Raw genomic sequence first — 14542 nt, forward strand, 5'->3', positions numbered from 1 at the left:
AGATGAAATATAAAGGCTATTTAATTGATTTAGACGGAACCATTTATAAGGGCAAAGACCGAATCTCAGCGGGGGAGGCTTTTGTCCATGAATTGCAAAAGCGGGACATTCCCTATCTCTTTGTGACCAATAATACAACCCGTACTCCGGAGAGCGTTCAAGAAATGTTGGCTCAGAATTTTAATATCGATACGCCCCTATCGACCGTCTACACAGCGACTTTGGCAACTATCGATTATATGAATGACTTGGGGCTTGAAAAGACGGCATATGTTATTGGAGAAGCAGGTCTCAAGGAAGCCATCAAGGCGGCTGGTTATGTCGAAGATAAGGGAAATCCTGCCTATGTGGTAGTAGGCCTGGACTGGCAAGTTGATTATGAAAAATTTGCGACAGCAACTCTTGCCATTCAAAAGGGTGCTCACTTTATCGGAACCAACCCTGACCTCAACATCCCGACAGAGCGCGGTCTTTTGCCAGGTGCTGGTTCACTGATTACCCTGCTTGAAGTAGCAACACGAGTGAAGCCTGTTTATATAGGGAAGCCAAATGCCATCATTATGGACAAGGCAGTTGAGCACTTAGGTTTGGAACGTGAAGAATTAATCATGGTCGGAGATAACTACCTAACTGATATCCGGGCAGGGATTGACAATGGCATTCCAACGCTCTTGGTGACGACAGGTTTTACCAAGGCAGAAGAAGTAGCAGACCTGCCAATCGCACCAACTCATGTGGTTTCTAGTCTTGCGGAGTGGAATTTTGATGAAAACTAAACTGACCTTTTGGAGCTCTATGCTCTTTCTCCTCTCCCTCTCAATCCTTTTGACCATTTATTTGGCTTGGATTTTTTATCCTCTGGAAATTCAGTGGCTTAACTTAACAGATAGGGTCTATTTAAAACCAGAAACTATTCAGTACAACTTTCATATCTTGATGAATTACCTGACCAATCCTTTTAGTCAGGACTTGCAGATGCCTGATTTTCGTTCGTCAGCATCTGGGCTACATCACTTTGCGGTGGTGAAGAATCTCTTTCACTTGGTGCAGCTAGTTGCTCTAGTGACACTGCCAAGTTTCTATTTCTTTGTCAAAGGGATTGTGAAAAAGGGCTTCTTGTCTCTATTTAGTAAAGGGCTTTTGGCTTTAGTGGTTTTGCCTTTGCTGATTGGGCTTGGGGGAGTATTGATTGGTTTTGACCAGTTCTTTACCCTTTTCCATCAAATTCTCTTTGTGGGAGATGATACCTGGCTTTTTGACCCAGCCAAGGATCCAGTGATTCTGATTTTACCAGAGACCTTCTTCCTACATGCCTTCCTCCTCTTTTTCGCCCTCTATGAGAGCTTCTTTGGTTTTCTGTACCTGAAAAGTCGTAGGAAGTGAAATGAAAGATGTTTTTAATTTGTATATATAAAATTGTATATCATTTAAAACCATCGTTAAGAGTGAATTAACTAAATCAGAAATGTATTAATCGTTCGCAAACAGTCTATTTTTATTGAAAAATAGGCTTTTTTTCTAAAAATCTCTAGTCAAGCGCTTTATTTTTGTGTATAATAGAAATAGCAAAGTATAGATAAGAAGAGAAAAGCATGATTACACTATTTCTATCACCGAGCTGTACTTCATGTCGTAAGGCAAAGGCCTGGTTAGAAAAACATAAGGTGCCCTTTGAGGAACACAATATTATGACCAATCCTTTAACAAGAAAAGAATTACAACACATCCTTTCCTTGACCGAAAATGGTACTGATGACATCATTTCAACTCGTTCAAAAATTTTTCAAAAATTGAATATTGATGTAGAGAGTATCTCGGTATCGGAATTGCTTCATTTAATTGAGCAGTATCCTAGTCTTTTGCGTCGTCCCATTATTATCGATGCCAAACGCATGCAGATTGGTTTTAATGAAGATGAGATTCGTGCTTTTCTCCCTCGTAGTTACCGTAAACAAGAACTAAAAGAAGCAAGAATGAGAGCTGGTGTTAGTTAATGAACAAACAGTATAGTTACCCACTAGATTTGTCGTGGAGCACTGAAGAACTTGCTTCAGTGCTTTCTTTTTTTAATGATGTTGAAGCTGCCTATGAAGGCAAGGTAGAGGCTCAAAAGTTACTGGACTCCTATAAGGGATTCAAAGCGGTTGTGCCAAGTAAGAGCGAAGAGAAACGTTTGGGACGAGAGTTTGAAACAGTGAGTGGTTATTCGCTTTACCGAGCAGTTCAGGCGGCTAAGGAAAAAGGGGAAGGAAAGATTTCTCTTGGAAAGTAAATTTGAGTTTGCTAAAGAGCTAATTAAGAAAGCAGGCCAGTATATCCTTGACCACATGCAGGAAGACTTGTGTGTTGAGACTAAGACCTCTCCAACAGATTTGGTGACCAGACTGGACAAAGAAGTTCAGGAGCTATTGGTTGGTGAGATTTTGTCTCGTTATCCTGAGGATAAGATTTGTGCTGAAGAAGGTTGTCTGCGAGCTTCGGCTCAAGAAGGCAAGGTTTGGGTTATTGATCCCATTGATGGGACCAATAATTTTGTAGCCCAGCAGGAAGATTTTGCTGTTATGGTGGCTTATTTTGAAAATGGTCAGGGACAGTTTGGCCTGATTTATGATGTGGTCAAAGGAGATTGTTATCACGGTGGTGGGGAATTTCCAGTTTGTCTAAATGATAAACCCCTAGCTCCCTTTAAAGCAAAACCACTTGGAGATTTTCTCATTGCAGGGAATAGTGGTATGCTGGAAACCAATGAATGGGGCTTGGCTGATTTGAGTCGAGCTGTTCTTGGTGTTCGTGTCTATGGGAGTGCGGCCATTAGTTTTGCCAAGATTTTATCAGGGCGTTTGTTGACCTATATCACTTATCTGCAACCATGGGATTATGCTGCGGCTAGTATTTTAGGGGAAAGTCTGGGCTATCGAGTTGTGACCCTATCTGGTCAAGTGCTTGATTTTAAAAGCAGACAGCCGGTCATGATGCTACCTCTTGAGATGCAGGAGGAAATCCAGTCCTATATTTACGAAAGGAAAAAAACTTAAATGCAATTTCCAGAAGGATTTGTTGAAAAATATAAAGAGATACTAGGAGACGAGGCAAGAGATTTTCTTGCCTCTTTTGAGGAGGAAGCGGTTTCGGCCTTTCGGGTCAATCCTTTAAAAGAAGCGCTGGTTTCCTTTCCTGATGCCATCCCTCAAACCCCTTGGGGTCACTATGGAAAGGTTTCAGGAAAGTCTCCTGAGCATGCTACTGGCTTGGTTTATTCGCAAGAACCCGCTGCCCAGATGGTAGCGCAGGTAGCCCAGCCCAGTCCTGGTATGAAAGTCTTGGATTTGGCTGCTGCACCGGGTGGAAAATCAACTCAGCTGGCAGCCTATCTAGCAGGGGAGGGTCTCCTTGTTTCCAATGAAATTTCAAGCAAACGGGCTAAGATTTTAGTAGAAAATATGGAGCGATTTGGAGCGACAAATGTTGTGGTGACCAATGAATCTGCTGACCGTTTGGCCAAGGTCTTTAAAGGCTATTTTGACCTCATTGTCCTTGATGCACCTTGCTCAGGAGAAGGAATGTTCCGTAAGCAACCAGATGCTATGGACTATTGGAGCTTAGATTATCCGAGTCAATGTGCTAGCTTGCAAAGAGAAATTCTAGTAGATGCAGTAACCATGCTAGCTGAAGGTGGTCGCTTGGTTTATTCAACCTGTACCTGGGCCCCCGAGGAAAACGAAGAGATTGTCAATTGGCTACTGGAGGAGTATGATTTTTATTTGTTGCCAGTAGAGCATATCAATGGAATGGTAGCTGGTATTGACCTGCCAGAAACGGCTCGTATGTACCCTCATCATTTTAAGGGAGAGGGTCAGTTTGTCGCCCATCTACAGTTTAAGGGTGAAAATCCCGCCCCTAAATTTAAGGCAAGTAAGAGCAATCTCAGCCGAGAACAAGTTACTTTGTGGCAGGAATTTGCCCAAAAACATTTGAAAATCAATCTAAGGGGTATCTTGCAGACTTTTGGGGACCAACTCTATCTCCTGCCAGAACTTTTGCCAGATTTAGGGAAGCTCAAGATTGCTCGGAATGGCCTGCATCTGGGAACTTTTAAGAAGAAACGCTTTGAGCCTAGTTTTGCTCTTGGTCTAGCCTTGAAACCGAGTCAGGTCAAGCAGTCGGTTGAAATTGACCAAGAAGCGTTTGTAAAGTATGCCGCTGGAGAAACCGTTCAGCTGGCGGAAAGTCTGCCAAATGGTTGGTACCAAGTTTTGGTTCAAGGCAATGGCTTGGGCTTTGCTAAGGTGACTGGAAATGTTTTGAAAAATTATTTTCCAAAAGGCCTCAGATTCAAGTGAAAATGCTAGTCAAAGTAGCTTGTCTATGTTATAGTGGAAGTATGGATTTTTTTCAAATTGTCTTTCATTTTAAGTCAAAATTGGTGGAAAAGGTAACTGAGCAAATTTCAAGTAAAACCAAGCTCAGAACTTCAGTAGACTCCTGATTTAAAAAAAGAAAAACATAAATAAATAGTTGAAAAAATTCACAGCATTCACCATTATTTTCAAGGAGAAAAACAGTGAAAAAAAGGAAAAAACTCGCTCTATCCCTTGCGGCTCTTTTGCTGGCAGGTTCTTTGGCGGGATGTGCTAGCTGGATTGATCGTGGGGAATCCATGACAGCTGTTGGTTCAACGGCTCTTCAGCCTTTGGTCGAGGCAGCAGCAGATGAATTTGGCTCTATGCACGTTGGAAAAACAGTCAACGTCCAAGGTGGAGGATCTGGTACAGGTTTGTCTCAGGTTCAATCTGGAGCCGTTGATGTAGGAAATTCAGACGTATTTGCCGAGGAAAAAGACGGTATCAACGCACCCGCTCTAGTAGACCATAAGGTTGCTGTAGCGGGCTTGGCAGTGATTGTAAACAAGGAAGTCGACGTTGAAAATCTGACAACTGAACAACTCCGTAGCATCTTCAAAGGTCAAGTAACCAACTGGAAAGAGGTCGGTGGGAAAGACCTAGCCATTTCCATTATCAACCGCGCGGCAAGTTCTGGTTCGCGTGCAACCTTTGATAGTGTTATCATGGATGGTCAATCTGCCGTGCAGAGTCAAGAACAGGATTCAAATGGGATGGTCAAAAACATTGTTTCCCAGACACCAGGAGCTATTTCTTACCTAGCCTTTGCCTATGTGGATGACTCGGTGAAACGCATGAAGTTGAATGGCTTTGAGCCGATTGCAGAAAATGTTACGACCAATAACTGGCCTTTGTGGTCTTATGAGCACATGTACACCTTAGGTCAACCAAATGAATTGGTGGCAGAATTCCTCAACTTTGTCCTCTCTGATGAAGCGCAAAGTGGAATCGTTAAGGGAATGGGCTATATTTCTGTCAAGGAAATGAAGGTTGAAAAAGATGCTGTAGGAACGGTGACAGCACTAGAAGGGAGTCACTAATGAATCAAGAAGAATTAGCTAAAAAATTACTTTCTCCCTCAAAGAACTCTCGTCTAGAGAAATTAGGAAAAGGCTTGACCTTTGCCTGTCTGTCTTTGATTGTTATCATCGTGGCTATGATTTTGATTTTCGTAGCCCAAAAAGGTTTGTCTACCTTCTTTGTAAATGGGGTTAATATCTTTGATTTCCTCTTTGGCCAAACTTGGAATCCTTCAGGTAAACAATTTGGTGCCCTTCCTATGATTTTGGGTTCCTTTATTGTCACAATCCTATCAGCACTTATCGCAACTCCTTTTGCCATTGGTGCGGCAGTCTTTATGACGGAGGTCTCACCAAAAGGTGCTAGAATCTTGCAACCAGCCATTGAATTGCTGGTCGGGATTCCTTCAGTTGTGTATGGATTTATTGGTTTGCAGGTCGTAGTTCCTTTTGTCCGTAGTATCTTTGGTGGAACTGGTTTTGGGATTCTGTCAGGGATTTTTGTTCTCTTTGTCATGATTTTACCGACGGTAACCTTTATGACAACCGATAGCTTGCGTGCGGTGCCTCGTCATTATCGTGAAGCTAGTTTGGCTATGGGGGCCACTCGCTGGCAAACCATCTGGCGCGTGACCTTGAAGGCAGCGCGTTCAGGGATTTTTACAGCAGTGGTCTTTGGGATGGCGCGTGCCTTTGGTGAAGCTCTAGCCATTCAGATGGTGGTCGGAAACTCAGCCGTAGTCCCAACTTCACTAACAACACCTGCTGCGACCTTGACCTCTGTTTTGACCATGGGTATCGGAAATACTGTTATGGGAACCGTTGACAATAACGTTCTCTGGTCACTGGCCTTAGTCTTGCTTTTGATGAGTTTGGCCTTCAACAGTGTGATTAAATTGATTACGAAAGAAAGAGGAAAGAAAAACTATGCACGCTAAGAAATTAGATAAAATTGCAACAGCTGTCCTCTACTCGATTGCAGGAATTATCGTTGCCATCTTGGCATCCTTGATTCTTTATATCTTGGTTCGTGGTTTGCCCCACATCTCTTGGTCTTTCTTGACTGGCAAATCATCTTCTTACCAAGCAGGCGGAGGGATTGGAATTCAGCTCTATAATTCCTTCTTCCTTTTGGTTATTACCTTGATTATCTCTGTTCCCTTGTCTATGGGGGCTGGGATTTTCCTAGCTGAATATGCTAAAAAAGGTCCTGTGACCAATTTTGTCAGAACCTGTATTGAAATCTTGTCTTCACTGCCATCAGTGGTTGTGGGTCTCTTTGGTTACTTGATCTTTGTAGTTCAGTTTGAGTATGGATTTTCAATTATTTCAGGTGCCTTGGCCTTGACAGTCTTTAACTTGCCTCAGATGACTCGAAATGTTGAGGACAGCTTGAAACACGTTCACCATACGCAACGTGAGGCTGGTTTGGCCCTTGGGATTTCTCGTTGGGAGACAGTGGTCCATGTGGTCATTCCAGAAGCTCTTCCAGGTATTGTGACTGGGGTCGTCTTAGCTTCTGGTCGTATTTTTGGTGAGGCGGCTGCTTTGATCTATACTGCAGGACAATCCGCTCCAGCTCTTGACTGGTCTAACTGGAATATTCTCAGTGTAACTAGCCCAATCTCTATCTTCCGTCAAGCAGAAACCTTGGCTGTCCACATCTGGAAAGTCAATAGTGAAGGAACCATTCCTGATGGCACAATCGTATCAGCAGGTTCTGCAGCTGTGCTCCTCATCTTTATCCTCATTTTTAACTTTGGAGCCCGCAAACTCGGAAGCTACCTACATAAGAAATTAACCGCTGCCTAAAGGAGAAGCCATGTCAAAATATAATTGGGATGAAAAGCATATCATCACCTTTCCTGAAGAGAAAGTGGCCCTCTCTACTAAGGATTTACATGTTTACTACGGTAAAAATGAATCCATCAAGGGCATCGATATGCAATTTGAAAAAAATAAAATTACGGCCTTAATTGGCCCTTCTGGTTCAGGAAAATCAACCTACCTCCGCAGTCTCAATCGCATGAATGATACCATTGATATTGCTAAGGTAACAGGTCAAATTCTCTATCAAGGGATTGATGTCAACCGCCCAGAAATCAATGTTTATGAGATGCGTAAGCATATTGGAATGGTCTTCCAACGACCAAATCCCTTTGCCAAGTCTATCTACCGTAACATCACTTTTGCCCATGAACGTGCAGGAGTTAAGGACAAGCAAGTCTTGGATGAAATTGTGGAAACCTCTCTCCGTCAGGCTGCCCTTTGGGACCAGGTCAAGGACGATTTGCACAAGTCGGCCTTGACACTATCAGGTGGTCAGCAGCAACGTCTCTGTATCGCTCGTGCTATTTCTGTTAAACCAGATATCCTATTGATGGATGAACCAGCGTCTGCCTTGGATCCGATTGCGACAGCCCAACTGGAAGAAACCATGTTGGAATTGAAGAAGGACTTTACCATCATCATCGTGACCCACAGTATGCAGCAGGCTGCGCGTGCTAGTGATTACACAGGATTTTTCTACTTGGGTGACCTGATCGAATATGATAAGACCTCTAATATTTTCCAAAATGCCAAACTACAGTCAACCAATGACTACGTAACAGGACACTTTGGATAGAAAGGAAACAGTATGACAGAAGCGATTTTACAGGTGTCAGACCTGTCGGTTTACTACAATCAAAAGAAGGCCTTGAATAGTGTTTCCCTATCTTTCCAACCTAAGGAAATTACAGCCTTGATTGGTCCATCTGGATCAGGGAAATCAACCCTCCTCAAGGCAATCAACCGCATGGGAGACCTTAACCCAGAGGTGACTACAACTGGTTCAGTAGTTTATAATGGCCACAACATCTATAGTCCTCGTACAGATACAGTTGAATTGCGTAAAGAAATCGGTATGGTTTTCCAACAGCCCAACCCCTTCCCTATGTCTATCTACGAAAATGTTGTTTACGGGCTTCGTATCAATGGAGTTAAGGACAAACAGGTTCTGGACGAGGCGGTAGAAAAAGCCTTGCAACGGGCTTCTATCTGGGATGAGGTCAAGGATCGCCTGCATGATTCAGCTATCGGGCTTTCAGGTGGACAACAGCAACGTGTCTGTGTTGCTCGTGTCTTGGCAACTAGTCCTAAAATCATTCTCTTGGATGAACCGACTTCGGCCTTGGACCCTATCTCAGCTGGTAAGATTGAAGAAACCTTGTATGGTCTAAAAGATAAATACACCATGCTCTTGGTTACGCGTTCTATGCAACAAGCCTCTCGTATTTCTGACAAGACAGGATTTTTCCTAGATGGAGATTTGATTGAGTTTAACGATACCAAGAAGATGTTCCTCAACCCACAACACAAGGAAACAGAAGACTATATTTCAGGAAAATTTGGATAAGGAGATAAATGATGTTACGTTCTCAATTTGAGGAAGATTTAGAGAAATTGCACAACCAGTTCTATGCTATGGGACAAGAAGTGCTATCCCAAATCAATCGTACGGTACGTGCCTTTGTTACGCACGACCGTGATTTGGCCAAAGAAGTCATCGAAGACGATGCAGAAGTAAACGAATACGAAGTGAAATTGGAGAAGAAATCATTTGAAATGATTGCCCTTCAACAACCCGTTTCTCAAGATTTGCGTACTGTTTTGACAGTCTTGAAGGCTGTATCTGACTTGGAACGTATGGGTGACCATGCCGTTTCCATTGCCAAGGCGGCAATTCGTATGAAGGGGGAGCAACGCATCCCAGCTGTTGAAGAAGAAATCAAGAGAATGGGTCGCGATGTCAAGAACTTCGTTGAAGCAGCCCTTGAACTCTATCTCAATGGTTCAGTTGATCAGGCCTATGAAGTAGCAGCTATGGACGAAAAAATCAACCATTACTTTGATAGCATTCGTGACTTGGCTACAGAAGAAATCAAGAAAAATCCAGATGCCATCGTTACAGGACGTGATTATTTCCAAGTGATTGCCTTCTTGGAACGCATTGGAGACTATGCCAAGAATATCTGTGAATGGGTTGTTTACTTTGAAACAGGTAAGATTGTCGAACTATAAAATAGATTCATTCTGTATAAAAAGGAGCTTGAAATCAACTGATAGCTCCTTTTCTTGAATTAAAAAAATATTTTTAAGATAAAAATTCAAAAAACACTTGACAAGCAACTTGGATAGCGTTATAATTATACAAAATTAACAGAGAGGTTGTTTATTTATGAAATCAAAAAAATGGATATTTGTTTTATGTAGTTTTCTTGCAAGTTTCTTCTTAGTAGCTTGCCAGTCAGGTTCGAATGGTTCTCAGTCAGCTGTTGAAGCCATTAAGCAAAAGGGGAAATTAGTTGTGGCGACCAGTCCTGACTATGCACCTTTTGAATTTCAGTCTTTAGTTGACGGAAAAAACCAGGTAGTCGGTGCTGATATTGATATGGCCCAAGCTATCGCTGATGAACTTGGGGTGAAGTTGGAAATTTCAAGCATGAGTTTTGACAATGTCTTGACCAGTCTTCAAACTGGTAAGGCTGACCTAGCAGTTGCAGGAATTAGCGCTACTGACGAGAGAAAAGAAGTTTTTGATTTTTCAATCCCTTACTATGAAAACAAGATTAGTTTCTTGGTTCGTAAGTCTGATGTAGAAAAATACAAGGATTTAACTAGCTTAGAAAGTGCTAATATTGCAGCCCAAAAAGGGACTGTTCCAGAATCTATGGTCAAGGAACAATTGCCAAAAGCTCAATTAACTTCCCTAACCAATATGGGTGAAGCAGTTAATGAATTGCAGGCTGGAAAAGTTGATGCTGTTCACATGGATGAGCCTGTTGCCCTTAGCTATGCTGCTAAAAATGCAGACCTAGCTGTCGCAACTGTCAGCTTGAAGATGAAGGATGGCGAAGCTAATGCAGTGGCCCTTAGAAAAAATAGTGCTGATTTGAAAGAAGTGGTGGACAAGGTCATCCAAAAACTCAAGGATGACGGTACCTACCAAAAATATCTTGAAAAGGCAGCAACCTTAACAGAAGTTGAAGAATAATACTCAATGAAAATCAAAGAGCAAACTAGGAAGCTAGCCGCAAGCTGTACTTGAGTACGGTAAGGCGACGCTGACGTGGTTTGAATTTGATTTTCGAAGAGTATAAGAAAAAAGCAGAGTTGGAAGTCAGTCCAATTCTGCTTTTAAATAGTTTAAAACCTTTTCCAGATTTTCTAAGGACACCTTGGCAAATTCATAAGGGCAGGCATCCAAGTAAGCCTTCTCAAAGAAGTCCAATTTCAGTTGACTGTGTTTGAGACTGGCGATTTTAGGATACTGTCTCAGGTCTAGTAATAAACCATCATGAAGCGGAAAGTGAGGAAGGGGACAAGGTGTTTTAGTTAAGCTTTTCTCGATTTGTTTTTGGTAAGCTTCCTGATTGGATAAGCGAGCTAGCCGATTTTTTTCAAATAATTGACTGTCAATATAGAGTGACAGGGCCTTTTGCATGATGAGGTTGCTGTCGTAGTCTAGGATATTTTTGTAGGCCACAAAGGCTTCTTTGATAGCATTTGGCAGAATGAGTGCCGTAATCCGCAGGGCTGGAAAGAGGCTGGTTGAGAAGGACTTGATATAAATGACGCGCTCCTCTGTATCCAGATAGTGGAAGGTCTGGCCCTTTTTAGAGTCCAAATCCCCCAGATAGTCGTCCTCTACGATATAAACACCATACTTAGCAGCTAAGTCAAGAATAGCTCGTTTTTCCTGCTCTGAATAGGAATGGCCTAAAGGATAGTGAAAGCGAGGAATTGTGTAGAAAAACTTAATTTTTCCTGTCTTGAAATGGCGCTCCAGCTCCTCCAAATCAATCCCATCAATGCCTCGTTCAATCGTTTGATAGTCTAACCTCTGAGCAATCAAGAGACGATTCATCCGATGGTAGGTCGGCTGTTCCACCAAGATTTCCTTGGCTTGGCTAGGAAAGGAAATTTGAGAAAGGATAAAAAGGGCTTGTTGGGTTCCAGAAGTCAGTACCAGTTGGTCAGCCTTGCAGTAGAGGGCTTGGTCAAAGAGCAGTTGGTGAATGGACTGTCTTAGGTCTTCTAATCCTTCTTGGTTATCATAGTAGTTGAAGAGGTAGTTTTCCCGGCCAATCAAGGTTTCATTGACACAGAGTCGGAAATCGTCATAGGCACTGGCGTGTTCATCGGTAACCTCGATTTCTAGGTCCTGATGTTGCCCTTGTTCTAGGACATAGTAACCACTCTGGGGCTTGGCATAGAGATATTGTTCGTGCCGTAATTCCAGCAGGGCGCGTTGAATGGTGTCCTTGCTACAGTGAAAGTCAAGGCTAAGTTGACGGATAGAAGGCAGGCGGCTTCCCGTTTGAAAACGTCCAGACTCGATACCGTTTTTCAGATAGGAAACAACCTCTTGGTACTTGCTTTGTTTCTTCATTCCAGACCTCCCTTGATTTTGTTACATTGTACCTTTTTTTTTCTTTCTTGGCAATGTCTAGGGTGTTTCTCTCGTTCACATCTAAGGCCAAATGTGGTATACTTAGGAGTAAGATTTATAGAATAACAGATAAGAAAGTGAATGGATAAGAACGTGCAGGAACCAGTGAAATTATTTCAATACAATACCCTTGGAGCCTTGATGGCAGGCCTTTATGGTGGTACCATGACAGTAGGAGAATTGCTAGAGCATGGTGACCTTGGTTTGGGAACCTTGGATTCTATTGATGGGGAATTGATTGTATTGGATGGCAAGGCCTACCAGGCCAAAGGCTCAGGAGATCAGCCAGAAATTGTGGAAGTATCACCAGATGCCCTTATTCCTTATGCAGCAGTAGTACCGCATCAGGCAGAGGTCATTTTCCGCCAGCGCTTTGAGATGACAGACAAGGAATTGGAAGAGCGAATCGAGTCTTATTATGATGGGGAAAATCTTTTCCGCTCTATCAAGATTCGTGGGGAATTTTCACATATGCATGTGCGCATGATTCCCAAGTCGACACCAGATACCAAATTTGCTGAGGTCGCAACCCATCAACCTGAATATAGTCGTGACAATGTGGCGGGAACTATCGTTGGTTTCTGGACGCCAGAGATTTTCCATGGAGTCAGTGTCGCAGGCTACCATCTGCACTTCATCTCGGATGATTTGACCTTCGGTGGGCATGTCATGGACTTTGTCATCAAGGAAGGGATTATCGAGGTAGGAGCTGTTGATCAATTGGATCAACGTTTCCCAGTCCAAGACCGTCAATACTTGTTTGCTAAGTTTAATGTTGACGAGATGAAAAAAGATATTGAAAAGGCGGAATAGGAGAAGAAAATGACCATTCATATTATCATTACCATGGTGCTGTTGCTGGCTTTCTTGATAGGAAGTATTTGGTATGCCAAAAAGAAATACCAGTTTAATATAGCTGTCTTGGGCTTGGGGGCTGTTGCCTTCTTTGTCTCTTCACAGATTTTGGAAAAATTGGTGCATATCTTGGTTTTGCATCCTCAAAAAGACGGCAGTATTGCCCTCTTGCAAGACCATCCTCTTGTCTATATCATCTATGGCCTAGCCATGGCAGCATTTTTTGAGGAAACTGCTCGTCTTATTTTCTTCAAATGGTTGGAGAAAAAGAGAAGTTTGGAAAAGGCAGATGCCTTGGCTTATGGATTGGGGCATGGTGGCTTAGAGTTGATTTTCCTAGGTCTTACTAGTTTGATTAATCTCTACATCGTTCTCTCAGCAGTTCAAACTCAGAATCCACAGGTTATGCAATTGCTGTCTGAAAATATGTTGAAAACTATTCAGTCGCTATCAGTCTGGCAGATTTATTTGCTTGGTTTTGAACGAATCTTGGCCCTAGGTTTCCAATTACTATTGACTGTTTGGGTTTACCAAGCTGTTCGCCAGAAGAAATGGATTTATCTCCTAGTGGCCTATGGACTACATGCCTTCTTTGACCTGGCACCATCTCTTGCCCAAGTTGGTTGGTTGACCAATCCAGTCTTGGTTGAAGTTGTCCTAGCACTTGAACTTGTTCTGGTTGCCTATGGAACAAAGGCTATCTTTTGCAAAAAATCATAAAAAGAGGGGAAACCTCTTTTTTTGTTTAAAATAAGCTCAAGATTTTTTTAGGGTCGTCAAATGGTCTTAAAAATGGTATAATGGAATGAATTTTGTAAAAGGAAGAGTGTCATGTCAGTAAAAGAAAAAATGCTTGAAATCTTAGAAGGGATTGATATCCGTTTCAAGGAACCCTTGCATAGCTATAGTTATACAAAAGTAGGTGGAGAGGCTGATTATCTGGTCTTTCCACGAAATCGTTTTGAGTTGGCTCGCGTTGTTAAATTTGCCAATCAAGAAAATATCCCTTGGATGGTTCTTGGGAATGCCAGCAACATCATCGTTCGTGATGGTGGGATTCGTGGATTTGTCATCTTGTGTGACAAGCTCAATAATGTTTCTGTTGATGGCTATACTATTGAAGCAGAAGCTGGTGCTAACTTGATTGAGACAACTCGCATTGCCCTTCGTCATAGTTTGACGGGTTTTGAGTTTGCTTGTGGCATTCCGGGGAGCGTCGGCGGTGCTGTCTTTATGAATGCAGGTGCCTATGGTGGCGAGATTGCCCACATCTTGCAGTCTTGTAAGGTCTTGACCAAGGATGGAGAAATTGAGACCCTGTCTGTCAAGGATTTGGCTTTTGGTTACCGCCATTCAGCTATTCAAGAGTCTGGTGCAGTTGTCTTGTCAGCTAAATTTGCCCTTGCTCCAGGAAGCCATCAGGTTATCAAGCAAGAAATGGATCGTTTGACGTATCTACGTGAACTCAAGCAACCTTTAGAATATCCATCTTGTGGTTCGGTCTTTAAGCGTCCAGTAGGTCATTTTGCAGGTCAATTAATTTCAGAAGCTGGCTTGAAAGGCTATCGTATTGGTGGAGTAGAAGTCTCAGAAAAACACGCAGGTTTTATGATCAATGTCGCAGATGGAACGGCCAAAGACTACGAAGACTTGATTGAGTCTGTGATTGAAAAAGTCAAGGAACACTCTGGCGTTACTCTTGAGAGAGAGGTCCGTATTTTAGGTGAAAGCAAGTAGGAAGCTGTAGTTTAAAAGCTGCTGCTATGTCATGGAAA

Annotated in this window: 17 protein-coding genes; 16 read left to right on the forward strand and 1 reads right to left on the reverse strand. The window is 42.6% G+C overall.

What is annotated here, in order from left to right:
• Positions 1-2: 2 nt before the first annotated feature.
• From B7699_RS05395 to B7699_RS05455, 13 genes are all read left to right on the forward strand, one after another.
• The gene (locus B7699_RS05395; RefSeq protein WP_084927370.1) at positions 3-776 is read left to right on the forward strand and encodes a TIGR01457 family HAD-type hydrolase; all 774 of its coding nucleotides are present in this window, start codon (positions 3-5) and stop codon (positions 774-776) included.
• A complete protein-coding gene (locus B7699_RS05400; protein ID WP_084927371.1) occupies positions 766-1383 on the forward strand; it encodes a TIGR01906 family membrane protein in 618 nt (205 codons plus the stop codon). Before B7699_RS05395 ends, B7699_RS05400 begins: the two co-directional genes overlap by 11 nt.
• 209 nt (positions 1384-1592) lie before the next feature.
• Positions 1593-1994 carry a transcriptional regulator Spx gene (gene spx / locus B7699_RS05405; protein WP_084927372.1) on the forward strand — a complete coding sequence of 134 codons (402 nt, stop codon included), beginning with the start codon at positions 1593-1595 and terminating at the stop codon, positions 1992-1994.
• Positions 1994-2272, forward strand: coding sequence for a UPF0223 family protein (locus tag B7699_RS05410; RefSeq protein ID WP_023946312.1), 279 nt, complete (start codon positions 1994-1996; stop codon positions 2270-2272). The genes spx and B7699_RS05410 overlap by 1 nt, the downstream gene beginning before the upstream one ends.
• Positions 2262-3035 carry an inositol monophosphatase family protein gene (locus B7699_RS05415; RefSeq protein ID WP_084927373.1) on the forward strand — a complete coding sequence of 258 codons (774 nt, stop codon included), beginning with the start codon at positions 2262-2264 and terminating at the stop codon, positions 3033-3035. The genes B7699_RS05410 and B7699_RS05415 overlap by 11 nt, the downstream gene beginning before the upstream one ends.
• Positions 3036-4340: an RsmF rRNA methyltransferase first C-terminal domain-containing protein gene (locus B7699_RS05420; protein ID WP_084927374.1), complete on the forward strand. Its 1305-nt coding sequence runs from the start codon at positions 3036-3038 to the stop codon at positions 4338-4340.
• 221 nt (positions 4341-4561) lie between these two features.
• Positions 4562-5440, forward strand: a complete 879-nt coding sequence (locus B7699_RS05425; protein ID WP_084927375.1) for a phosphate ABC transporter substrate-binding protein PstS family protein — start codon at positions 4562-4564, stop codon at positions 5438-5440.
• Complete coding sequence (gene pstC, locus B7699_RS05430; protein WP_001070902.1) at positions 5440-6357, forward strand: phosphate ABC transporter permease subunit PstC; 918 nt, start codon at positions 5440-5442, stop codon at positions 6355-6357. The genes B7699_RS05425 and pstC overlap by 1 nt, the downstream gene beginning before the upstream one ends.
• Complete coding sequence (gene pstA, locus B7699_RS05435; protein ID WP_000543046.1) at positions 6347-7231, forward strand: phosphate ABC transporter permease PstA; 885 nt, start codon at positions 6347-6349, stop codon at positions 7229-7231. Before pstC ends, pstA begins: the two co-directional genes overlap by 11 nt.
• 10 nt (positions 7232-7241) lie before the next feature.
• Positions 7242-8045 carry a phosphate ABC transporter ATP-binding protein PstB gene (gene pstB, locus B7699_RS05440; protein WP_000049848.1) on the forward strand — a complete coding sequence of 268 codons (804 nt, stop codon included), beginning with the start codon at positions 7242-7244 and terminating at the stop codon, positions 8043-8045.
• 12 nt (positions 8046-8057) lie between these two features.
• Entirely contained in the window at positions 8058-8816 is a 759-nt protein-coding gene (gene pstB / locus B7699_RS05445; RefSeq protein WP_000133484.1) for a phosphate ABC transporter ATP-binding protein PstB, read from the forward strand.
• Positions 8817-8827: 11 nt separating this feature from the next.
• A complete protein-coding gene (phoU, locus tag B7699_RS05450; RefSeq protein ID WP_000946458.1) occupies positions 8828-9481 on the forward strand; it encodes a phosphate signaling complex protein PhoU in 654 nt (217 codons plus the stop codon).
• A gap of 157 nt (positions 9482-9638) precedes the next feature.
• The gene (locus B7699_RS05455) at positions 9639-10454 is read left to right on the forward strand and encodes an ABC transporter substrate-binding protein (RefSeq protein WP_049541117.1); all 816 of its coding nucleotides are present in this window, start codon (positions 9639-9641) and stop codon (positions 10452-10454) included.
• A gap of 126 nt (positions 10455-10580) precedes the next feature.
• Here the strand turns inward: B7699_RS05455 and B7699_RS05465 are convergent, their stop codons facing one another.
• A complete protein-coding gene (locus B7699_RS05465) occupies positions 10581-11852 on the reverse strand; it encodes an aminotransferase-like domain-containing protein (protein WP_084927376.1) in 1272 nt (423 codons plus the stop codon).
• Positions 11853-11993: 141 nt separating this feature from the next.
• Here B7699_RS05465 and budA point away from each other — a divergent pair, with 141 nt between their 5' ends.
• From budA to murB, 3 genes are all read left to right on the forward strand, one after another.
• Complete coding sequence (budA, locus tag B7699_RS05470) at positions 11994-12725, forward strand: acetolactate decarboxylase (protein WP_000360298.1); 732 nt, start codon at positions 11994-11996, stop codon at positions 12723-12725.
• 9 nt (positions 12726-12734) lie between these two features.
• Complete coding sequence (locus tag B7699_RS05475; RefSeq protein WP_084927377.1) at positions 12735-13487, forward strand: YhfC family intramembrane metalloprotease; 753 nt, start codon at positions 12735-12737, stop codon at positions 13485-13487.
• 111 nt (positions 13488-13598) lie between these two features.
• Entirely contained in the window at positions 13599-14504 is a 906-nt protein-coding gene (murB, locus tag B7699_RS05480) for a UDP-N-acetylmuramate dehydrogenase (RefSeq protein WP_084927378.1), read from the forward strand.
• The last annotated feature ends 38 nt before the right edge of the window (positions 14505-14542 follow it).

The sequence above is a fragment of the Streptococcus mitis genome (assembly GCF_002096835.1).
GTDB lineage: Bacteria > Bacillota > Bacilli > Lactobacillales > Streptococcaceae > Streptococcus > Streptococcus mitis_W.